The organism is Thioclava marina (assembly GCF_002020135.1).
GTDB classification, from domain to species: domain Bacteria; phylum Pseudomonadota; class Alphaproteobacteria; order Rhodobacterales; family Rhodobacteraceae; genus Thioclava; species Thioclava marina.
Genome location: NZ_MPZS01000001.1, coordinates 67,616 through 88,156 on the forward strand (window position 1 = coordinate 67,616; position 20,541 = coordinate 88,156).

A 20,541-nucleotide genomic window follows, 5' to 3' on the forward strand; every position below is an offset into this window, starting at 1 on the left:
CAGGAGAGGCCGGATATGGCGGGTGCGGATCAGGTGGAAGTGCGCGAAGGCGTGGATCGCGAAACGGTCGAGACCGTCCAGAACATGGGCGCCTACAAATACGGCTGGAATACCGAGATCGAGATGGAATACGCGCCCAAGGGCGTGAACGAGGACATCGTCCGCCTGATCTCGAGCAAGAACAACGAGCCCGAGTGGATGACCGAGTGGCGCCTGAAGGCGTTTGCGCGCTGGCAGGACATGAAGATGCCCGACTGGGCGCTTCTGAACATCCCGGATATCGACTTTCAGGACCAGTATTACTACGCCCGCCCGAAAAGCATGGTCGAGAAGCCCAAGTCGCTCGACGAGGTCGATCCCAAGCTGCTGGCTACCTATGAAAAGCTCGGCATCCCGCTGAAGGAACAGATGATCCTTGCCGGTGTCGAAGGGGCCGAGGATATCGACCTCAACGACCGTCAGGTCGCTGTCGACGCGGTGTTCGACAGCGTTTCCGTGGGCACCACCTTCAAGGACAAGCTCGCCGAGGCGGGGGTGATCTTCTGCTCGATCTCCGAAGCGATCCAGGAGCACCCGGAACTGGTGAAGAAATATCTCGGCTCGGTCGTACCGCAGGCGGATAACTTCTATGCCGCGCTGAACTCGGCCGTTTTCTCGGATGGCTCCTTCGTCTACGTGCCCCCGGGCGTGCGCTGCCCGATGGAGCTTTCGACCTATTTCCGCATCAACGCGGAAAATACCGGGCAGTTCGAACGCACCCTGATCATCGCCGACAAGGGCTCCTATGTGAGCTACCTCGAAGGCTGCACCGCACCTCAGCGCGATGTCGCCCAGCTGCACGCTGCGGTTGTGGAGATCATCATCGAGGAAGACGCGGAGGTGAAATACTCCACCGTCCAGAACTGGTTCCCGGGCGACGAGAACGGCAAGGGCGGCATCTACAACTTCGTCACCAAGCGTGCCGATTGCCGTGGCGACCGCGCCAAGGTGATGTGGACCCAGGTCGAGACCGGCTCGGCGATCACCTGGAAATACCCGTCCTGCATCCTGCGCGGCGATGACAGTCAGGGCGAGTTCTACTCGATCGCCATCGCCAACAATTACCAGCAGGCCGATACCGGCACGAAGATGCTGCATCTGGGCAAGAACACCCGCTCGCGCATCGTCTCCAAGGGGATCTCGGCGGGCAAGGCGCAAAACACCTATCGCGGTCAGGTGTCTATGCATCCCAAAGCCACCGACTCGCGCAACTACACGCAATGCGACTCGTTGCTGATCGGCGACAAATGTGGCGCGCATACGGTGCCCTATATCGAGGTGAAGAATAACTCCTCGCGCGTCGAGCACGAGGCAACCACCTCGAAGGTCGATGACGATCAGCTCTTCTATTGCCGCGCGCGCGGCATGGATGAAGAGGAGGCCGTGGCTCTTGTCGTGAATGGCTTCTGCCGCGAGGTGCTGCAGGCTCTGCCGATGGAATTCGCGATGGAAGCCCAAAGCCTTGTGGCGATTTCTCTGGAGGGCAGTGTCGGGTGATTTGCACACGTGTAAATTGCAAAATCGCCCCGGATGTGCCCCATTTCAGGCACATTCCTTCAGCATGTCTTAACCCGCCAGGAAGATGGATCGAGGTGGGCCATGACGATATCCAGCACGAGCTTCAACGATCGGTTGACGCGGATCGAGAAGATTTCGGCCAAGAACAAGGGTCGGGTCGTGCTGCATGTCGGGGATCGCGAAATGAACGTGCGCGCGGATTCCGCGATGCTGCGCGGTGCGATCGCCGAGCCCAGGACGAAGCGACGTTTGCTTGCCTTCATTCCGGCATTGGGAACGGGCGTCGCGGGATTCGTTCTGGCATCCGTCCTGCGCGAGCATTTCATGACGCCTCAGATCGCGGAAGCGATCGGAACCCATGCCGATCTCGCGCTCTTCGGGGCGGCGCTTCTCGTGGCCTTCGTGATCGGACTGTTCTTCAAGCTCCTGTCGACGAAACTCGTCATGCTACAGGCGCTCGGCGTCGTCATCGCGATGGCGGGGCTGCACAATCTGGCCTTCTGGCAGCCCGCGCTGGCGTCTTCGGTCTTTTCCGAGGCCTGGGTGCAGCAGAAGGTGGCAGAGACCGAGCCGCGCACGCTGACCTATGCCGGGGCCGTGATCCACTTCTGACCTGCGGCGGCGCGGCCCCGCGGGGTCGCTCCATCGGAGGTCACGCATGATCGTCACCACCACCCCCACCATCGAAGGGCGCCCGATCGCGGCCTATCACGGCATTGTCGTGGGCGAAGCGATCATGGGCGCCAATGTCGTGCGCGACATCTTCGCCTCGGTCACCGATATCATCGGCGGCCGGTCGGGGGCTTACGAATCCAAATTGCAAGACGCGCGCTCCACGGCGCTGCGTGAACTCGAAGATCGCGCCCGCGAACTGGGCGCGAATGCCGTTGTCGGCGTCGATCTCGATTACGAGGTCGTCGGCCAATCCATGCTGATGGTGTCGGCCTCCGGCACCGCTGTTACCGTATCCTGAGGAAGAACCATGCTTGAGATCAAGAACCTGCACGTCAAACTGGAAGAAGAGGACAAGCAGATCCTCAAGGGCGTCAACCTGACCGTCGAGGCCGGAAAGGTCCACGCGATCATGGGGCCGAACGGCTCGGGGAAATCGACGCTGAGCTACGTTCTCTCGGGTCGCGACGGCTACGAGGTGACCGAGGGCGAGGCGGAACTCGACGGGATGGACCTGCTCGAGGCCGAGCCTGAAGAGCGCGCGGCGGCGGGCCTCTTCCTGGCGTTCCAATACCCGGTCGAGATCCCCGGTGTCGGCAACATGACCTTCCTGCGCACCGCGCTCAACGCGCAGCGCAAGGCACGCGGCGAAGAAGAAATCTCCGCCGGTGACTTCCTCAAGCTCGTTCGCGAAAAGGCGAAATCGCTGAAGATCGACGCCGACATGCTCAAGCGCGCGGTCAATGTCGGATTCTCGGGCGGCGAGAAAAAGCGCAACGAAATCCTTCAGATGGCGCTTCTGGAGCCGAAGATGTGCATCCTCGACGAGACCGACTCTGGCCTCGACGTCGACGCGATGCGTCTGGTCGCCGAAGGGGTGAATGCGCTGCGCGACGAGAAGCGCTCCTTCCTCGTGATCACCCACTACCAGCGCCTGCTCGACCACATCAAACCCGATGTCGTGCACATCATGGCCGATGGCCGCATCATCGAGACCGGCGGGCCGGAACTGGCGCTTGAGGTCGAGAAGAACGGCTATGCCGAGCTGCTGGCCAAGCACGGGATCTCGGAGGTGATGGCGTAATGTCGGCTGTCGAGAAAATGACTCCCGCCGAGGCGCGGCTCGCCCGCGTCACGCTGCCCGAGGGTTTCGGGCCGCAACGCCGGGCCGCGCTCGAGCGTCTGACCGCGATGGGCCTGCCGGGTCGTCGTGACGAATACTGGCGCTGGACCAACCCGACCGATTTCATCGCGCCCGAGCCGGTCGCCGCCGCGCCGTTCAAGGATGACGAGCCGGAGCTGTTCGGCGAGATCGACCGCCTGAAGGTCGTATTCCGCGATGGCGTCTTCGATGCCGAGGCTTCGGACGATCTGTCCATGTCGGGCGTCGAGATCCTGCGTCTGGCCGAGGCGGGCGATGTGAACTGGGCAAGCGCGCTCTATGGCACGTTGGAGGCCAATGGGCAGAAGCCGGTCGTGCGCCCCTTCGCAGCCCTGAACACCGCGTCGGCCACCGATGGCGTGCTGATCCGTGTGACGGGCAAGGCCGAGAAACCGGTGAGCCTGATTTATACCCATGAATCAGAGACTTCCGATCCGATCTTGCATCATCTCGTGAAGCTTGAAGAGGGCGCCGAGATCACCGTGCTGGAAAACGGCCCGGCCGGTGCGCGGTTCAACAAACTGATGGAAGTCGATGTCGCCAAAGGCGCGCGCTTCCACCATATCCGCGTGCAGGGCCGCGATCACGAGCGTCGCGCCGTGACCGGCATCTTCGCGCGCGTGGCCGACGAAGCGCTGTTCAAGTCCTTCACGCTGACCTCGAACGGGGTGCTCACGCGCAATGAATGCGTGATCGACATCGTGGGCGACGATGCCAATGCCCATGTCGCGGGCGCGGCGCTTGGCGACGGCAAGAGCGGCGCGTTCCACCACGACGACACGATCTTCATCACCCATGACGCCGAACGCTGCGAGAGCCGCCAGGTGTTCAAGAAGGTGCTCAAGAACGGCGCGCAGGGCGTGTTCCAGGGCAAGATCCTTGTGAAGCCGGGCGCGCAGAAGACCGACGGCTACCAGATCAGCCAGTCGCTGTTGCTCGACGAGGACAGCCAGTTCCTCGCCAAGCCCGAGCTCGAGATCTATGCCGATGACGTGCAGTGCTCGCATGGCTCGACCACCGGCGCGATCGACGAAACTGCGCTCTTCTACCTGCGGTCTCGCGGGGTTCCGGTCGAGGAGGCAACCGCGCTTCTGGTTCTCAGCTTCGTGGCAGATGCCATTGAAGAGATTGAAGAAGAGCGCTTCCGCGACGCGATCCTGACGCGGCTCGAAGGCTGGCTTTCGCGGCATCGCGGCTGAGATGGCGGCCAGCGACGACATCCTGCGGACCTATCGGCACCCGCGTGTGGTGATGCGCGAACATCTGGCGCGTCCGGCTTCCGAGCCGCGCGCGCTGGTGTTCCTGCTGCTGGCGCTGACGGTGATCTTCATCGGCCAGTGGCCGCGCCTGTCGCGGCTGGCCCATGAGATGCCCGATCAGCCTATGGTCGGGCTGGTGATGGGGACGATGCTTGCGCTTCTGGCGACGGTGCCCATCTTCTACCTGATCGCCGCACTCGGCCATCTGGTCGCGAAAGCGATGGGCGGGCAGGGCAGCTGGTATGGTGCGCGGCTTGCGCTGTTCTGGGCGCTGCTCGCGGTGTCGCCGCTGATGCTGCTGCAAGGTCTCGTCGCGGGTTTCATCGGGATCGGGCCGCAACTGTCGTTGGTCTCGCTCCTGGTCGGGGTGGCGTTCGTGCTGTTCTGGATCGTGGGTTTGCGCGTCGCGGAGTTCGAAGGAAAATCAAGGTGATGCAGGTCGATCTCAAAGACTGGCTGATGCGGAGCTTTACGGAACCGCGCGCGGTCGCCCGCGAATTGATGGCGCTCAATCTGCCCAATGCGGCACGCTTTCAGACGATGGTGCTTGTCGTGGTGATGAGCGCGATCCTCGGCACGCTCGCGCAGATGGTCTTCACCGTCATCACCAAGCTCGACCTTGGAGAGCTGACCTCGCCGCTCATGGTGGTGGGGCTTCAGGCCTCGCTGCTGCTCTATGGCGCCTTTGCGATGTCCTTCGTCGGTCAGCGCGCGGGCGGCAAGGGCAGCTATGCTGACGCGTTGCTGCTGCTGACCTGGATCGAGTTCGTGCTGATGATCGGGCAGGTGATTCAGGTCGTTCTGATGGTCTTCTTCCCCATCTCGGCCACGATCATGTCGTTGTTGCTGGTCGGGCTGATGTTCTTCCTGCTTGTGCAGTTCACGATGGAGCTGCACGGCTTCACCAATCCGCTCGCCGTGGCCGTGGGGGTGATCCTGACCTTCCTCGGGTCCGCGCTCATTGCCGGGATCGTGCTGGTCTCGACAGGGCTCGTGCAGATGCCCACGACCCCCATGCCGAGCTGAGGTAGAGACATGTATGATATCGAAAAGATCCGCTCGGATTTCCCGATCCTGTCGCGCGAAGTGAACGGCAAGCCACTGGTTTACCTCGACAACGGGGCCTCGGCGCAGAAGCCGCGCGTGGTGATCGACGCGATGACGCGGATGTATGAGAACGAGTATTCCAACGTCCATCGCGGTCTGCATACGCTCTCGAATATCGCGACGGAGAAATACGAGGGCGTGCGCGCGATCGTGGCCAAGTTCCTGAAGGTGAAGGACGCGGATGAGATCGTCTTCACCACCGGCTCGACCGAGGGGATCAACCTTGTGAGCTACGCCTGGGCCGCGCCGAAGCTTCAGGCTGGCGACGAGATCGTGCTCTCGGTGATGGAGCATCACGCCAATATCGTGCCGTGGCATTTCCTGCGCGAACGTCAGGGCGTGAAACTGGTCTGGGTGGAGCCCGAGGCGGATGGATCGCTGCCCCCCGAGAAGGTGCTCGAGGCGGTGACCGATCGCACGAAACTGATCGCGATCACCCATATGTCGAACGTGCTCGGCACGCTGGTCGATGTGAAGACCATCGCACAAGCCGCGCGCGAGAAGGGGATCGCGACGCTCGTCGATGGCAGTCAAGCGGCAGTGCACGGGCCGGTCGATGTCGACGATATCGGATGCGATTTCTATGCCATCACCGGTCATAAGCTATATGGGCCAAGTGGTTCCGGGGCGATCTTCATCCGCAAGGAACGGATGGCCGAGATGCGTCCCTTCCTCGGTGGCGGCGATATGATCGACACCGTGACCCGCGACAGCGTCACCTATAACAAACCGCCGATGAAATTCGAGGCCGGCACGCCCGGCATCGTGCAGCAGGTGGGGATGGGCGTGGCGCTCGACTACCTGATGCAGATCGGGATGGAGAATATAGCGGCCCATGAGCGGTCCCTGCGGGATTACGCGCAGGAGAAGTTGACGGGGCTGAATTGGCTCAACGTGCAGGGCAATGCGCCGGACAAGGGGGCGATCTTCTCGCTCACCCTCAACGGCCCTGCGCATCCCCATGATATCTCGACCATTCTCGACAAACGCGGCGTGGCTGTGCGCGCCGGGAGCCATTGCGCGATGCCGCTGATGGATTGGCTGGGCGTCTCTGCCACCGCGCGGGCCTCGTTCGGGATGTACAACACACGCGAAGAGGTCGATGCGCTCGTCTCCGCGCTGGAACTCTGCCACGAATTGCTGGGCTAGGGCCTTTCGCACGCATTTGCGATGCGATGTGCGCTTGCCATTGCTGCGTTGCAGCATAACTGTTTCCCGACAGCGGACGTGACAGAGGCAGGCCATGAAACGCAAACGGATCAACCTTGCCCTTCAGGGCGGCGGCGCGCATGGCGCCTTCACCTGGGGGGTGCTCGACCACTTCCTTGAAGAGGACTGGCTGGACTATGCCGCGATCTCGGGCACCTCGGCCGGGGCGCTGAATGGCGCGGCTTTCAAGGCGGGATATGCGCGCGGCGGCCGCGAGGGCGCGCGTGCCGAGCTCGAACGGCTCTGGGGGCAGGTCTCGGAAACCGTAGATCTTCGGCTCAATCGCATCCTTCCCGCCGAGCTTCCCGGCGGTGAGGCGATCATGCGCTGGTTCGACGCCTTCACACCTGCGGCTTTCATCGAAGGCATCTCGCGTGTGTTCTCGCCCTATGACACGGGACCGTTCTACATCAACCCGCTCGCGTCGGTGGTCGAGAAATTCCACTTCGAGGATGTCTGCGCAGCCGCAGACCCGGCGCTTTTCGTTTCGGCCACGAATGTGCGCACCGGAAAGATACGGGTCTTTTCACGTGACGAGATCACGGCGGACGCGATCCTCGCCTCCGCCTGCTTGCCCGAGATTTTCCGCGCCGTGGAAATCGACGATCCCAAGACCGGCAAGAGCGAGGCCTATTGGGATGGCGGTTTCACCGGGAACCCTCCCTTGTTCCCGCTCTTCGAGCCGCGGTTCCCGCGCGATGTCGTCGTTATATCGATCAACCCGCTGTTGCGGGACGGTATCCCGACGACGCCCGCGCAGATCGAGGAGCGGATCAACGAGATCAGCTTCAATTCCTCGCTCCTGCGCGAGCTGCGCGCGATCAATTTCGTGCGCCGCCTGATTGCCGAGGGACGTTTCCCGGAAGGGGCGATGAAGGATGTCCTGATCCACATGATCGCCGATGACGACGTCATGACCCGCCTGAGCAGCAAGTCGAAGATCCTGCCCGAATGGGGGATGCTGCAAAAGCTCAAGGAGGCGGGGCGGGCCGCGGCCGATGCCTGGCTCGAGGCCCATGCCGACAAGATCGGGGTCGAGGCCTCGACCGATCTTCACTCGTTGTTCGACTGAAGTTTCGCCTTGATCTTGCGCCCGTCCTTGCCTTTCGCCTCCTTGGGCTGCGGATAGACGAGGCCGGCCGAGATGATCAGCTTCGCCGCATCCTCGACGGACATGTCGAGATAGGTGACCTGCGATTGGGGCACGAACAGCAAGAACCCCGAGGTCGGGTTCGGCGTCGTTGGCAGGAAGACCGAGATCAGCGGGTCCGCATCGTCCGCCTTCTGGGCGATCTCGCCCTTCGCGGTCGAGGAAACGAAGGCGATCGCCTTGAGCCCTTCGCGCGGATATTCGATCATGCAGGCACGGTCGAATTTCGCCTCGGATTGGCTGAGCACGGTCTCGGCGATCTGCTTGAGCCCGTTATAGACCGTACGCACCAGCGGCAGCCGATCGACGATGCTCTCGCCGAAGCGGATCATGGTGCGCCCGAAGAAACCCTTGGCGAGCCATCCCACGACCACGGTGAAGATCAGGAAGATGATCACGCCGATGCCGCGCACATTGACGCCGATATAACGCTCGGGGCGCAGTTCCGGCGGCACCAGCGGCAGCACCCAGCCATCGACCCAGCCCGCCATCGTCCACATCAGCCAGATCGTCAGACCGATCGGCGCGACCACGATCAACCCGGTGAAAAAGGACGCGCGCAGTGCTGCGAAACGCGAGCGTTTGCGCGGGGGATTTTCTTCGGGTTTCGTCATGGGCCTCTCATGGGCACGGGCGCCTGAGGCGCGGGATCTGCGAGCTATCTAGGCACCGCCCGCGCTTTCAGCAATGGCAATCGCGTCAGCCGCGGCGCGCGGCCGTGATTTCGCCCGCGATTGCGGCAGCCAGCCGTGCATTGTTCAGAACGAGGGCGATATTGGCCTCGAGCGAGCGGCCTCCGGTCAATTCGAAGATGCGCGAGAGCAGGAACGGCGTGACGGCCTTCGCGGCGATGCGCCGGGCGTCGGCTTCGGCCAGCGCCTCTTCGATCACCGGCACGATCTCCTCGCGCGCGATTTCGGCCTCGGCGGGGATCGGGTTGGCGATCAGCTGTCCGCCGGGCAGGCCGAGGCTCGCGCGGGCGATTTGCGCCTGTGCGATCTCGGCGGGCGTGTCGGCGCGCAGCGGCGCAGGCAGGCCGGAGCTGCGCGACCAGAAGGCAGGAAAATCGTCTTGCCCGAAAGCGATGACCGGCACGCCATGTGTTTCCAGAACCTCCAGCGTTTTCGGAAGATCGAGAATGGCCTTCGCACCCGCCGCGACCACGCTGACCGGCGTCTGCGCGAGTTCGAGCAGGTCGGCGGAGATGTCGAAGCTCTCCTCGGCGCCGCGATGCACACCGCCGATCCCGCCGGTCGCGAAAACCTCGATCCCCGCGAGATGGGCGCAGATCATCGTCGCGGCCACGGTGGTCGCGCCTGTCGCGCCTTTCGCGAGGCAGACCGCCAGATCGGCGCGGCTGACCTTCATCGCGTCGCTCGTACGAGCGAGCCGCTCGAGCGCGTCCTGCTCGAGCCCGATATGGATCAGACCGTCCATCACCGCGATCGTTGCAGGGACCGCACCGGATGCGCGCACTTCCGCTTCGACACGCTGCGCGGTTTCGAGGTTCTGCGGATAGGGCATCCCGTGGGTGATGATCGTCGATTCGAGCGCGACGATGGGGCGTCCATCGGCCTGGGCCTTGGCGACCTCGTCGGAAAAGGTGAGGGGGGCGTTGGTCATGTCGCAAGCTCTCCGGAAACATAGCGGGCCGCGGCGAGGAGCGCGCGCTCGAGCGCCTCCGCACGGGTGCCGCCCTGACGTTCGGCCACGAGATGCGCGGCCATGAAAGTATCGCCCGCGCCGGTGACGCGGGTTACGAGAACGGGGGGAGGGGCCGCGGCGATCACCCCGCCGGCACTCGCGCAGCCATCGGCCGCGGCCTTGCCGCCATCGGTCACGAGCACCCGATGCGCACCGCGTTCCAGTAGCCCCTCGGCTGCCGCCTCGGCGCTCTCGAAACTGCGCTGGCACAGGATGCCCGCCTCTTCGAGATTGACGTAAAGCGTGGCGGACGGGTGCGAGAGCAGAGGCATCAGGCGTTCGGCCTTGCCGGGGCTCGCGGGCGCAACCCGCAGGTCGGATTTCGCAAACAGCGGCGAATGCGCGATCTGGCTGAGAAGCGCTTCGGTGAGGTTGCCGTCAAGTGCGACCGGCCCCTCCCAGGGCTCGGCCTCGGAGCCCAGTCGCCCATCGGCGAGAGGCGCCAGGATCTTGTCGCCCGCAGCCTCGAGGGAATGCGCATCCGCGATGGCCGCGACCAACCCGTTCGCGCCTTCGATCGCCATGTAACGATCCGTCGGCAGATCCTCGGAGACGTAGAGATAGGCGCAATCGATCCCGAGCACCTCCGCGGCCCGGATCAGGTCTTCGCCCTGGCTGTCGCGACCCAGTGCGGTGAGCACCGCGGGCGTGAGACCGAAACGGCGCAGCGTCATCGCGATATTCATCGCAACGCCACCCGGAAGCCGCTCGATTCGGCCCGGCACATCGGAGCCGGTGCGCATATGCACGCTCGCGCGCCCGATGATGTCCCAAAGGACCGAGCCGATGCAGAGAATGTCGGGACGGGATTCTGTCATGAACCTTCTGTGGCGCGGTTTGGCGGGCGGAGCAAGGGGCGCTGCCCCCTCGGCGCGGCGCGCCTCACCCCCGAGATATTTTCATCAAGAAGAAGCGCGAAATCATCTTCTTCTTGATGAAAATATCTCGGGGGTGAATTTCCGTAAGGAAAGAGGGGGCAGCGCCCCCTTTTTTTTCAGCCGATGAGCCAGGCCGCGCCATTGGGGCCGAGCGTGATCCGGTCTCCCTGCGTTCGCGCCTCGATGCAGGGGCCGGTCAGCGTGCCTTGTATCTCGAGAGTTACCGTCTCGGGGCCGAGATTGAAAAGACAGGTGAGACGGGCGTCGTCACTCTCGCGAACGAAGCCCAAAACCGGATCGGGCAGGTCGAGAAACGTGGTACGCCCGGTGCGCAGGACCGGATTGGCCTTTCGGAAGGCCAGCACGTGGCGGTAATGGGCCAGCACGGAGCTGTCATCCGCGTCCTGCCGAGAGACCGCGCGCGCGGCTTGCGGCGCTTTGACCGGCAGCCATGGCGTCACCGTCGAGAATCCGGAATTGGCGCTCTCGTCCCAGACCATCGGCGTGCGGCAGCCGTCGCGCCCCTTGTTTTCCGGCCAGAAACGCAGCCCCGGCGGGTCGATCAGTTCGTGATAGGCCAGATCGGTCTCGGTCTGGCCAAGCTCCTCGCCCTGATAGATGCCGATCGTGCCCTGAAACGAGCCGAGCATGGCGATGGCGAGCCTGGCGATGTGATCTTCGGTGCCGAATTTCGCCCAGCGCGTCACATGGCGCTGCACGTCATGGTTGGAAAAGGACCAGCTTGGCCAGCCATCGGGCGCGCCTTTGAAGAACCCTTCGATCTTGGAACGAAAGTGCGTCGGAGAGAATTTCGGCCCGAGCATGTCGAAACTGTAGGCCATGTGCAGGCGCGCCTTGCCGGAAGTGTATTCCTCCATGATTCCCAGCGCGCGGTGGGGCGCCTCGCCCACTTCACCCACCAGCGTCCGGGCCTCGAACGCATCCATCAGCGCGCGCATCCTTTGCAGGAAGGGAAGGTTCTCGGGGCGGTTCTTGTCGAAGGCATGATCCTGCATGTCATAGGTCGAGATCGGCGGCCAGCGCTCGGGATCGGGCTCCATCGGCGGGTTGTCGCGCAACTCCGGGTCGTGGAAATAGTAATTCACCGTATCGAGGCGGAACCCGTCCACGCCGCGTTCGAGCCAGAAGCGCAGCACGTCGAGCAGTTCGTCCTGCACCTCCGGATTGTGCAGGTTCAGGTCGGGTTGCTCGATCAGGAAATTGTGCAGGTAATACTGGCCGCGCTCGGGCGACCATTCCCAGCTCGAGCCACCGAAGACGGACTGCCAGTTGTTGGGCGGGCTGCCATCGGGTTTGGCATCGGCCCACACATACCAGTCCTTCTTCGCGCCGGCCTTCTTGGAATCCTTGAACCACGGGTGCTGGTCGGAGCTGTGCGAGATCACCTGGTCGATGATCACCTTCAAGCCGAGCTCATGGGCCCTGGCGACGAGCGCGTCGAAATCGGCAAGGGTTCCGAATTGCGGGTCGATGTCGCGGTAATTCGAGACGTCGTAGCCCATATCGGCCATCGGCGAGGTGAAGATCGGGCTCAGCCAGATTGCGTCCACGCCCAGCGAGGCGACATGATCGAGCCTGCGGGTGATCCCCTTGAGATCGCCGATGCCGTCGCCCGAGTCGTCTTGAAAGCTGCGCGGATAGATCTGGTAGATGACCGCACCGCGCCACCAATCCTTGGCCATGAAACGCTCCTGAAATTTTCCTGTTGCCCGTTCTCGCGGCAAGCATAGGTTTGTTAGCGCAAACGACAACCGCTTCGCGCCGGGTTTCGCCCCGCTTGCTTGACCTTGCCCGGGGTGCGCCCCATCAATCAATTGATATCTGCCGTGTATCGGAGACCTCCCGCGTGAAAGACACCCAATTGCCCTCAGCCGAAATTCTGCGTGACGAAATCCTGCATCACATCACCTATTCGATGGGCAAGGATCCCGATCACGCGTCGGTTTACGACTGGCGCATGGCACTGAGCCTCGCGATCCGTGACCGGGTGGTCGCACCGTGGTTCGCCGCGACCCGGCGCACCTGGGACGAGGGGCGCAAGCGAGTCTATTACCTCTCGATGGAGTTCCTGATCGGGCGGATGCTCGAGGATGCGGCGATCAATCTGGGCATCCGGGCAACCTGCCGCGAGGCGATCGAGGGGCTGGGGCTGGATTGGGATGCGGTGGTCGAGAACGAACCCGACGCGGCCCTGGGCAATGGCGGTCTGGGGCGGCTCGCGGCCTGCTACATGGAAAGCATGGCGACGCTGGGCTGCCCGGGCTATGGCTATGGCATCCGCTACGAGCATGGGCTTTTCAAGCAGCGTTTCGAGGGCGGGCGTCAGGTCGAGAGCCCCGAGGACTGGCTGAAACAGCGTCATCCCTGGGAGTTCGAGCGTCCCGAGGCCGCCTACGAGATCGGTTTCAAGGGCCATGTCGCGATGGTCGATGGCAAGCCCGTCTGGGAGCCCGCCGAGACCGTGATCGCCGAGGCCTATGACATGCCGGTCGTGGGCTGGGAAGGCAAATGGGCCAACACTCTGCGGCTCTGGTCCGCCAAGCCCACCGAACAGTTCGACCTCGCGCGGTTCAACCATGGCGATTTCGCGGCCGCGGCCGAACCCGAGGCGCTGGCGCGCACGCTCAGCCGCGTTCTTTATCCCGACGACACGACCTTCGCGGGCAAGGAATTGCGGCTCAAGCAAGAGTATTTCCTGACCTCGGCGGCACTTCAGGACATCATCCGGCGCCACCTCGCGGCGGATCGTTCGCTGTCGGAACTGCCCGATTACGTCGCGATCCAGATGAACGACACGCACCCGGCGATTGCGGGGCCGGAACTGATCCGGATCCTCATCGACCTGCACGGGATGGCATTCGACGCGGCGATGGAGATCGCGCTGCAATGTCTCGGCTATACCAATCACACGCTTTTGCCCGAGGCGCTCGAACGCTGGGCGACCTATCTGATGGGCACGGTTCTGCCGCGCCACATGCAGATCATCGAACAGATCGACGCGTGGCACCTCAAGATGAACCCGAAACGCCCGCATTACGTGGGTATCGTGAAGCATCAGGAGGTGCGGATGGGGGAGCTGGCCTTCATCACCTCGCACAAGGTCAACGGGGTCTCGGCGCTCCATACCGAGCTGATCAAGCGCAATCTTTTTCCAGAACTCGACAAGCTCCATCCCGGGCGGATCATCAACCAGACGAACGGGATCACGCCGCGGCGTTGGCTGCGCATGGCGAATTCCGACCTGTCGCACCTGATCATCGACACGATCGGGGATGGCTGGGAAGCCGATCTCGACCGGCTTCGCGAGCTGGAACCCTACGCGCAAGACGCCGCCTTCCGTGACGCCTTCATGGGTGCGAAACGTCGCAACAAGGAGCGGCTGGCGCAGTGGGTGGCCGAGACGCAGGGCATCACCATCGACCCCGATGCGATCTTCGACATCCAGGTGAAGCGTATCCACGAATACAAGCGCCAGCTTCTGAACATCTTGCAGACCATCGCGGAATGGCACGAGATGCGCGAGAACCCGCAGGCCGATTACCAGCCGCGCGTGAAGTTCTTCGGCGGCAAGGCGGCGCCGGGCTATTACACCGCCAAGCAGATCATCCGTCTGATCAATGACGTGGCCGAAGTGGTGAATAACGACCCCTATGTCGACGGGCGCCTTAAGATTGTCTACCCGCCCAATTACAACGTCTCGATGGCAGAGCGGCTGATCCCGGCGGCGGATCTGTCGGAACAGATCTCCACCGCCGGCAAGGAAGCCTCCGGCACGGGCAACATGAAATTCGCCCTCAACGGGGCGCTGACCATCGGCACGCTCGACGGCGCGAATGTGGAAATCCGCGAGCAGGTTGGGGCGGAAAACTTCTTCCTCTTCGGCATGACCGCCGACGAGGTGATGGAGCGGCGCAAGGATCCCGAACATGCGCGTCATGCGATCTTGCAAAGCCAGAGCTTGCAGGATGTGCTCCAGATGATCGCGGAGGGGCGTTTCTCGCCGGAAGAACCCGAACGCTATCACGATCTGGTCCACAATATGTGGCACAGCGATTATTTCCTCGTCGCGTCCGATTTCGAAGCCTATGCGGCTGCGCAGAAAGAGGTGGACGCCGCCTTTGCAGATCGCGCAAGCTGGGCGGAGAAAGCCGTGCTCAATACCGCGCGGATGGGGTTCTTCTCCTCCGACCGGGCGATCCGCGGCTATATGGACGAGATCTGGAATACCCAATCGGCCCTCAAGGCCTAGGAGCGACATGAGACTGACCCCGGATGAGGCTCGAACCCTGATCGAGGCGCGACACCCCGATCCATTTTCCGCTCTGGGGCTGCATGCGGGCGAGATCGTGGCGCTGGTGCCCGGGGCGGAGCGCGTCTGGGCGCTCGGCACGTCCGAGACCGAGCTGACCCAGATCGTGCCGGGCGTGTTCACGGGCGAATGGGGCGAACCTTCCTATCGCCTGCGTGCGCAAAATGCGCAGGCAACCTGGGATTTCGATGACCCTTATGCATTCGCACCCGTACTGGGCGCGATGGACGAATACCTGATCGGCGAGGGCACGCATAAGCGCCTTTGGGAGAAGCTCGGCGCCCATGCGATCACCCATCAGGGCGTCGAAGGCGTGCATTTTGCGCTCTGGGCACCCAATGCGCGGCGCGTCTCGGTCGTGGGAGAGTTCAATTTCTGGGACGGGCGGCATCACCAGATGCGGCGCATGGGCGCGACCGGGGTCTGGGAGATTTTCGTGCCGGGCATCCACGAGGGGGCGCTTTACAAATACGAGCTGCTGGACGCCGCGGGCAAGGTTCTGCCGCTCAAGGCCGACCCGCTGGGCTTCGGGGCCGAGCATCCGCCCGCGCAGGCCTCGGTCGTGCGCAAGCTGGGCCTGCATCGCTTCGGGGACGGGGCCTGGTGCGAGACCCGCGCCGCCGCGCAAGAGCGCCACGCACCGATCTCGATCTACGAGGTGCATCTCGGGTCTTGGGTGCGCGTCTGGGACGAGGGCGGCAGGCCGCTCTCATATCACGAACTGGCCGAAAAGCTCGTCGATTACGCCTGCGACATGGGCTTCACCCATATCGAGCTGCTGCCGATCACCGAGCACCCGTTCGACGGATCGTGGGGTTATCAGCCCATCGGCCTTTATGCGCCGACCATCCGCCATGGCCGCCCCGAGGAATTCGCCGAATTCGTCGATGCGGCGCACCGGCGCGGCCTCGGCGTCATCCTGGACTGGGTTCCGGGGCATTTCCCGACCGACGATCACGGGCTCAAGCGGTTCGACGGCACGGCGCTTTATGAACATGCCGACCCCAAGGAGGGTTTCCATCAGGACTGGAACACGCTGATCTACAATTACGGGCGGCGCGAGGTGTCGAATTACCTGCTCGCCAACGCGCTCTTCTGGCTCGAGCAATATCACCTCGACGGCCTGCGCGTGGATGCGGTGGCCTCGATGCTCTATCGCGACTATTCGCGCGCGGCCGGCGAATGGGTGCCCAACAAATTTGGCGGGCGCGAAAACCTCGAAGCGATCGAGTTTCTCAAGGCAATGAACGCGGCCTCCTATGGCGGCGCGCCGGGGATCATGACGGTGGCCGAGGAAAGCACCGCATTTCCGGGCGTGACGATGCCGGTCCATGAAGGCGGGCTTGGTTTCGGCTACAAGTGGAATATGGGCTGGATGAATGACAGCCTGCGCTATTTCGCCCGCGACCCGATCTATCGCAAGCACCACCATAACGAGCTGACCTTCGCCAGCTCCTATGCGTTTTCCGAGAACTTCATCCTGCCGATCAGCCATGACGAGGTGGTTCACGGCAAGGGCTCGATGCTGGGCAAGATGCCGGGCGACGACTCGGAGAAATTTGCCAATCTGCGCGCTTTTTACGCGTTCCAATGGGCGCATCCGGGAAAGAAACTGCTCTTCATGGGGCAGGAATTCGGACAATGGTCGGAATGGAGCCACGAGCGCGAGCTCGACTGGTATCTCCTCAACGATCCGCGCCATGCGGGACTGCGCAATCTCGTGCGCGACCTCAACCGCCTCTATCGCGAGACGCCCGCTTTGCATTGGGGCGATTGCGATCCGGCCGGGTTTTCCTGGAGCGCCGCCGACGATGCCGAGGCCTCGGTCTATGTGTTCGAACGCCACGCGCCGGGGGGCGTGCCGGTGGTGGTGGCGGCCAACCTCACGCCGGTCGAGCGCAGCTACCGGATCGGTGTGCCGCAGGGCGGGCACTGGGTCGAGATCCTGAACACGGATTCGGGTCATTACGGCGGGGAGAACCGCGGCAATCTCGGCGCGGTGGAGGCCGAAACCTTCACCCAGTCACATCGCGATCACAGTGCGGAGGTCTATCTGCCGCCACTCTCGGTGGTGATGTTCGCGCCACAATCGAGTTGAAGGAACAGCAAGGGGGGAAAGCATGAAACCGCAACCCAATACGCGACTGAGCGCCCAGGCGATGGCCTTCGTGCTGGCCGGCGGCCGCGGGAGCCGATTGAAGGAACTCACCGACCGGCGCGCCAAACCGGCGGTCTATTTCGGTGGCAAGACACGGATCATCGACTTCGCGCTGTCGAATGCGCTGAACTCGGGCATCCGGAAAATGGCGATTGCCACGCAATACAAGGCCCATTCCCTGATCCGCCATGTCCAGCGCGGCTGGAACTTCTTTCGCGCCGAACGCAACGAATATCTCGACATCCTGCCCGCCTCGCAGCGCGTGGCCGAAAGCCGCTGGTACCAGGGCACCGCCGACGCCGTCGCCCAGAACATCGACATCATCGAGGATTACGGCGTGAAATATGTCGTCATCCTCGCGGGCGACCATATCTACAAGATGGATTACGAGGTCATGCTGCGCCAGCATGTCGAGACCCAGGCCGATGTCACGATCGGCTGCCTCACGGTCCCGCGGATGGAGGCCACCGCTTTCGGCGTGATGGCGGTCGATGCCTCGGGCCAGATCACCGACTTCCTCGAAAAGCCCAAGGACCCGCCAGGCATGCCCGACGATCCGACCCATTCGCTGGCCTCGATGGGGATCTATGTCTTCGATTGGCAATTCCTGCGCGAGCTGCTGGTGCGCGACATGGAAGATCCCAATTCGAGCCACGATTTCGGCCATGACCTGATCCCGCAGATCGTGCGTCACGGCAAGGCGATGGCGCATAAGTTCTCCGACAGCTGCGTGACGACCGGGCTCGAGACCGAACCCTACTGGCGCGATGTCGGGACTGTGGATGCGTTCTGGCAGGCCAATATCGACCTGACCGATTTCACCCCGAAACTGGATCTTTACGACAGTGAATGGCCGATCTGGACCTATGCCGAGATCGTGCCGCCCGCGAAATTCATCCATGACGAGGAAAACCGGCGCGGCACCGCGATTTCCTCGCTGATCTCGGGGGATTGCATTGTCTCGGGCTCGGAGGTGCGAAATTCGCTGCTGTTCACGGGCGTTCGCTCGCACAGTTTCTCGTCGCTCGAACACGCGGTGGTGCTGCCTTACGTGACGGTAAACCGCAAGGCGCAGCTGACGCGCTGCGTGATCGATCGCGGCGTGACCATTCCCGAAGGTCTCGTCGTGGGCGAGGACCCGGAAGAGGATGCGAAGTGGTTTCGCCGCTCGGAAGGCGGCGTGGTGCTGATCACGCAAAGCATGCTCGACAAACGCGCAGCAGCGCTTGATTGAGAGCGGGGCAGGGGGCCAGCCCCCTCGGCGCGTCCCGCGCCTCACCCCCGAGATATTTATCTCAAGAAGAAGGAATGGGCCCGTTTCTTCTTGATCCAAATATCTCGGGGTGAATTCGGCGAAGCCGAAGAGGGGCAGCGCCCCTGTCCTTCATTTCCATTCCGGGGCTTGCCATATCCGGCTCAAGCGTCTATATCGCGCGCACTTCACAGGCGGAGGCGGGCCGATGGGGGAGACATCCCCAAAGGTCCACCGGTTGGGGCATATGCCCTGAGACCCTCCGCTCAGGCGCAAACCGGAAAAGGAAATGGACATGGCGCTTCCCGATTTCTCCCTGCGTCAGCTCTTGGAAGCTGGCGTTCACTTTGGTCACCAGACGCAGCGCTGGAACCCCCGCATGGGCCAGTACATCTACGGCGAGCGGAACGGGATCCACATCCTCGATCTGACCCAGACCGTGCCGATGCTCGACCAGGCTCTGCAAGTCGTTCGTGACACCGTCGCCAAGGGCGGCCGCGTTCTCTTCGTCGGCACCAAGCGTCAGGCGGCCAAGCCGATCGCCGATGCGGCCGAGAAATGCGCGCAGTACTACATGAACCACCGCTGGCTCGGCGGCACGCTGACCAACTGGAAGACCGTCTCCCAGTCGATCAAGCGTCTCAACGAGATCGACGAGAAACTCGAGTCGGGCGCTGGTGGTCTGACCAAGAAAGAGCGTCTGGGCATGGAACGTGACCAGGCCAAGCTGCAGGCGTCGCTGGGCGGCATCCGCGAAATGGGCGGTCTGCCGGACCTGCTCTTCGTGATCGACGTGAACAAGGAAGACCTCGCCATCGCGGAAGCCAAGAAGCTCGGCATCCCGGTCGTGGCCGTGGTCGACTCGAACTGCTCGCCCGAAGGCGTTGACTACGTGATCCCGGGCAACGACGACGCGGCCCGCGCCATCGCGCTCTATTGCGACCTCGCTTCGCGCGCGGCCCTCGACGGCATGAGCGCCCAGATGGGCGCCGCCGGTGTGGACCTCGGCGCGCTGGCCGATACCCCGGTCGAGGAAGCTCTCGCCGAGGCCGGCATCGAAGCCGACGCCTGAGCCGTCACTGCAATGACATGAGGGCGGGCTATCCCGCCCTCGCTGACTTCTTCAAAGGAGATCCGACCATGGCGATTACCGCTGCAATGGTGAAGGAACTGCGCGAATCGACCGGCGCAGGCATGATGGACGCGAAAAAAGCGCTGACCGAAACCGATGGCGACATGGAAGCCGCCGTTGACTGGCTGCGCACCAAGGGCCTCGCGAAGGCCGCCAAGAAATCCGGCCGCGTGGCCGCCGAAGGCCTCGTCGCGCTCGCCGTCGACAGCGGCAAGGGCGTCGCGATCGAAATCAACTCGGAAACCGACTTCGTCGCGAAGAACGCCGATTTCCAGAAGCTCGTCGCCGACATCGCGGAAGTCGCGCTGGAAACCGGCGAGAGCGTCGAGGTCGTGAAGGCCGCGCATCTGGGTGGCAAGACCGTGGAAGACGTGCTCACCGACGCCATCGCGCGCATCGGCGAGAACATGACCCTGCGCCGCATGCACATGCTCGAAGGTGAGACGCTGGTGCATTACGTGCACAACGCGGCTGCCGAAGGCATGGGCAAGATCGGTGTGCTCGTCGCTCTGAACGGTGCCGATAACGGCATCGGCAAGCAGATCGCGATGCATATCGCCGCGACCAACCCGGCCGCGCTTTCGGAAGCCGATCTCGACCCGGCCGTGGTCGAGAAGGAAAAGCAGGTCCAGATCGACATCGCACGTGAATCGGGCAAGCCCGAAGCGGTGATCGAGAAGATGATCGAAGGCCGCATGAAGAAATTCGTGGCTGAAGTGACCCTGCTCAACCAGCAATTCGTGATCAACCCCGACATCACCGTCGGTCAGGCCGCGAAAGAAGCTGGCGTCGAAGTCACCGGTTTCGTGCGCATGGAAGTCGGCGAAGGCATCGAGAAGAAAGAAGAAGATTTCGCTGCCGAGGTCGCGAAGACCGCAGCGGGCAACTGAGCCGCAGCGATCTGATCAGAACAGGAAGCGCCGCTCCCTTGGGGCGGCGTTTTTCATTTCCGTGCCTTTCAATCCAGCTGG

General features: G+C 63.1%; 18 protein-coding genes. 14 read left to right on the forward strand and 4 right to left on the reverse strand.

Annotated elements, in window-relative coordinates; all coding sequences use genetic code 11:
- Window positions 1–15 precede the first annotated feature (15 nt).
- The 9 genes from sufB to BMG00_RS00400 all read left to right on the forward strand — a co-directional run bounded on the left by sufB (window position 16) and on the right by BMG00_RS00400 (window position 8,038).
- Window positions 16–1,536, forward strand: a complete 1,521-nt coding sequence (gene sufB, locus BMG00_RS00360) for a Fe-S cluster assembly protein SufB (protein ID WP_078527393.1) — start codon at window positions 16–18, stop codon at window positions 1,534–1,536.
- 102 nt (window positions 1,537–1,638) lie between these two features.
- Window positions 1,639–2,169 (forward strand): MFS transporter, encoded by a 531-nt coding sequence (locus BMG00_RS00365; RefSeq protein ID WP_078527395.1) that lies wholly within the window; start codon window positions 1,639–1,641, stop codon window positions 2,167–2,169.
- A 46-nt stretch (window positions 2,170–2,215) separates the two neighbouring features.
- Window positions 2,216–2,530: a heavy metal-binding domain-containing protein gene (locus tag BMG00_RS00370; RefSeq protein WP_038078274.1), complete on the forward strand. Its 315-nt coding sequence runs from the start codon at window positions 2,216–2,218 to the stop codon at window positions 2,528–2,530.
- Between the two features lie 9 nt (window positions 2,531–2,539).
- Entirely contained in the window at window positions 2,540–3,313 is a 774-nt protein-coding gene (sufC, locus tag BMG00_RS00375; protein ID WP_078527397.1) for a Fe-S cluster assembly ATPase SufC, read from the forward strand.
- Entirely contained in the window at window positions 3,313–4,590 is a 1,278-nt protein-coding gene (sufD, locus tag BMG00_RS00380) for a Fe-S cluster assembly protein SufD (protein ID WP_078573045.1), read from the forward strand. The genes sufC and sufD overlap by 1 nt, the downstream gene beginning before the upstream one ends.
- A gap of 1 nt (window position 4,591) precedes the next feature.
- A complete protein-coding gene (locus BMG00_RS00385; RefSeq protein ID WP_078573046.1) occupies window positions 4,592–5,083 on the forward strand; it encodes a Yip1 family protein in 492 nt (163 codons plus the stop codon).
- Window positions 5,083–5,676 carry a YIP1 family protein gene (locus BMG00_RS00390; RefSeq protein ID WP_078573047.1) on the forward strand — a complete coding sequence of 198 codons (594 nt, stop codon included), beginning with the start codon at window positions 5,083–5,085 and terminating at the stop codon, window positions 5,674–5,676. Before BMG00_RS00385 ends, BMG00_RS00390 begins: the two co-directional genes overlap by 1 nt.
- Before the next feature lie 9 nt (window positions 5,677–5,685).
- A complete protein-coding gene (locus BMG00_RS00395; protein WP_078573048.1) occupies window positions 5,686–6,906 on the forward strand; it encodes a cysteine desulfurase in 1,221 nt (406 codons plus the stop codon).
- A gap of 94 nt (window positions 6,907–7,000) precedes the next feature.
- Complete coding sequence (locus tag BMG00_RS00400) at window positions 7,001–8,038, forward strand: patatin-like phospholipase family protein (RefSeq protein WP_078573049.1); 1,038 nt, start codon at window positions 7,001–7,003, stop codon at window positions 8,036–8,038.
- Here the strand turns inward: BMG00_RS00400 and BMG00_RS00405 are convergent.
- The 4 genes from BMG00_RS00405 to BMG00_RS00420 form a co-directional block, all read right to left on the reverse strand.
- A complete protein-coding gene (locus BMG00_RS00405; protein ID WP_078527413.1) occupies window positions 8,020–8,730 on the reverse strand; it encodes a DUF502 domain-containing protein in 711 nt (236 codons plus the stop codon). The genes BMG00_RS00400 and BMG00_RS00405 overlap by 19 nt on opposite strands.
- Window positions 8,731–8,815: 85 nt before the next feature.
- Window positions 8,816–9,739, reverse strand: a complete 924-nt coding sequence (locus BMG00_RS00410) for a pseudouridine-5'-phosphate glycosidase (protein WP_078573050.1) — start codon at window positions 9,737–9,739, stop codon at window positions 8,816–8,818.
- Window positions 9,736–10,638, reverse strand: a complete 903-nt coding sequence (locus BMG00_RS00415; RefSeq protein WP_078573051.1) for a PfkB family carbohydrate kinase — start codon at window positions 10,636–10,638, stop codon at window positions 9,736–9,738. Before BMG00_RS00415 ends, BMG00_RS00410 begins: the two co-directional genes overlap by 4 nt.
- 176 nt (window positions 10,639–10,814) lie before the next feature.
- Complete coding sequence (locus BMG00_RS00420) at window positions 10,815–12,401, reverse strand: alpha-glucosidase (protein ID WP_078573052.1); 1,587 nt, start codon at window positions 12,399–12,401, stop codon at window positions 10,815–10,817.
- 164 nt (window positions 12,402–12,565) lie between these two features.
- Here BMG00_RS00420 and BMG00_RS00425 point away from each other — a divergent pair, with 164 nt between their 5' ends.
- The 5 genes from BMG00_RS00425 to tsf all read left to right on the forward strand — a co-directional run bounded on the left by BMG00_RS00425 (window position 12,566) and on the right by tsf (window position 20,460).
- Window positions 12,566–14,968, forward strand: a complete 2,403-nt coding sequence (locus BMG00_RS00425) for a glycogen/starch/alpha-glucan phosphorylase (RefSeq protein ID WP_078573053.1) — start codon at window positions 12,566–12,568, stop codon at window positions 14,966–14,968.
- Between the two features lie 7 nt (window positions 14,969–14,975).
- Complete coding sequence (glgB, locus tag BMG00_RS00430; protein ID WP_078573054.1) at window positions 14,976–17,126, forward strand: 1,4-alpha-glucan branching protein GlgB; 2,151 nt, start codon at window positions 14,976–14,978, stop codon at window positions 17,124–17,126.
- A 22-nt stretch (window positions 17,127–17,148) separates the two neighbouring features.
- Window positions 17,149–18,420, forward strand: coding sequence for a glucose-1-phosphate adenylyltransferase (gene glgC, locus BMG00_RS00435; protein ID WP_078527423.1), 1,272 nt, complete (start codon window positions 17,149–17,151; stop codon window positions 18,418–18,420).
- 313 nt (window positions 18,421–18,733) lie between these two features.
- Window positions 18,734–19,510: a 30S ribosomal protein S2 gene (rpsB, locus tag BMG00_RS00440; RefSeq protein WP_078527425.1), complete on the forward strand. Its 777-nt coding sequence runs from the start codon at window positions 18,734–18,736 to the stop codon at window positions 19,508–19,510.
- Window positions 19,511–19,578: 68 nt separating this feature from the next.
- Window positions 19,579–20,460, forward strand: a complete 882-nt coding sequence (tsf, locus tag BMG00_RS00445; protein ID WP_078527427.1) for a translation elongation factor Ts — start codon at window positions 19,579–19,581, stop codon at window positions 20,458–20,460.
- The last annotated feature ends 81 nt before the right edge of the window (window positions 20,461–20,541 follow it).

Coding starts and splice junctions, on each gene's coding strand:
- glgB (WP_078573054.1), top strand. CDS start 14,976: ATGAGACTGACCCCGGATGAGGCTCGAACCCTGATCGAGGCGCGACAC.
- BMG00_RS00385 (WP_078573046.1), top strand. CDS start 4,592: ATGGCGGCCAGCGACGACATCCTGCGGACCTATCGGCACCCGCGTGTG.
- sufC (WP_078527397.1), top strand. CDS start 2,540: ATGCTTGAGATCAAGAACCTGCACGTCAAACTGGAAGAAGAGGACAAG.
- BMG00_RS00370 (WP_038078274.1), top strand. CDS start 2,216: ATGATCGTCACCACCACCCCCACCATCGAAGGGCGCCCGATCGCGGCC.
- BMG00_RS00415 (WP_078573051.1), bottom strand. CDS start 10,638: ATGACAGAATCCCGTCCCGACATTCTCTGCATCGGCTCGGTCCTTTGG.
- sufB (WP_078527393.1), top strand. CDS start 16: ATGGCGGGTGCGGATCAGGTGGAAGTGCGCGAAGGCGTGGATCGCGAA.
- BMG00_RS00420 (WP_078573052.1), bottom strand. CDS start 12,401: ATGGCCAAGGATTGGTGGCGCGGTGCGGTCATCTACCAGATCTATCCG.
- BMG00_RS00400 (WP_078573049.1), top strand. CDS start 7,001: ATGAAACGCAAACGGATCAACCTTGCCCTTCAGGGCGGCGGCGCGCAT.
- sufD (WP_078573045.1), top strand. CDS start 3,313: ATGTCGGCTGTCGAGAAAATGACTCCCGCCGAGGCGCGGCTCGCCCGC.
- rpsB (WP_078527425.1), top strand. CDS start 18,734: ATGGCGCTTCCCGATTTCTCCCTGCGTCAGCTCTTGGAAGCTGGCGTT.
- BMG00_RS00365 (WP_078527395.1), top strand. CDS start 1,639: ATGACGATATCCAGCACGAGCTTCAACGATCGGTTGACGCGGATCGAG.
- BMG00_RS00395 (WP_078573048.1), top strand. CDS start 5,686: ATGTATGATATCGAAAAGATCCGCTCGGATTTCCCGATCCTGTCGCGC.
- BMG00_RS00390 (WP_078573047.1), top strand. CDS start 5,083: ATGCAGGTCGATCTCAAAGACTGGCTGATGCGGAGCTTTACGGAACCG.
- BMG00_RS00405 (WP_078527413.1), bottom strand. CDS start 8,730: ATGACGAAACCCGAAGAAAATCCCCCGCGCAAACGCTCGCGTTTCGCA.
- tsf (WP_078527427.1), top strand. CDS start 19,579: ATGGCGATTACCGCTGCAATGGTGAAGGAACTGCGCGAATCGACCGGC.
- BMG00_RS00410 (WP_078573050.1), bottom strand. CDS start 9,739: ATGACCAACGCCCCCCTCACCTTTTCCGACGAGGTCGCCAAGGCCCAG.
- glgC (WP_078527423.1), top strand. CDS start 17,149: ATGAAACCGCAACCCAATACGCGACTGAGCGCCCAGGCGATGGCCTTC.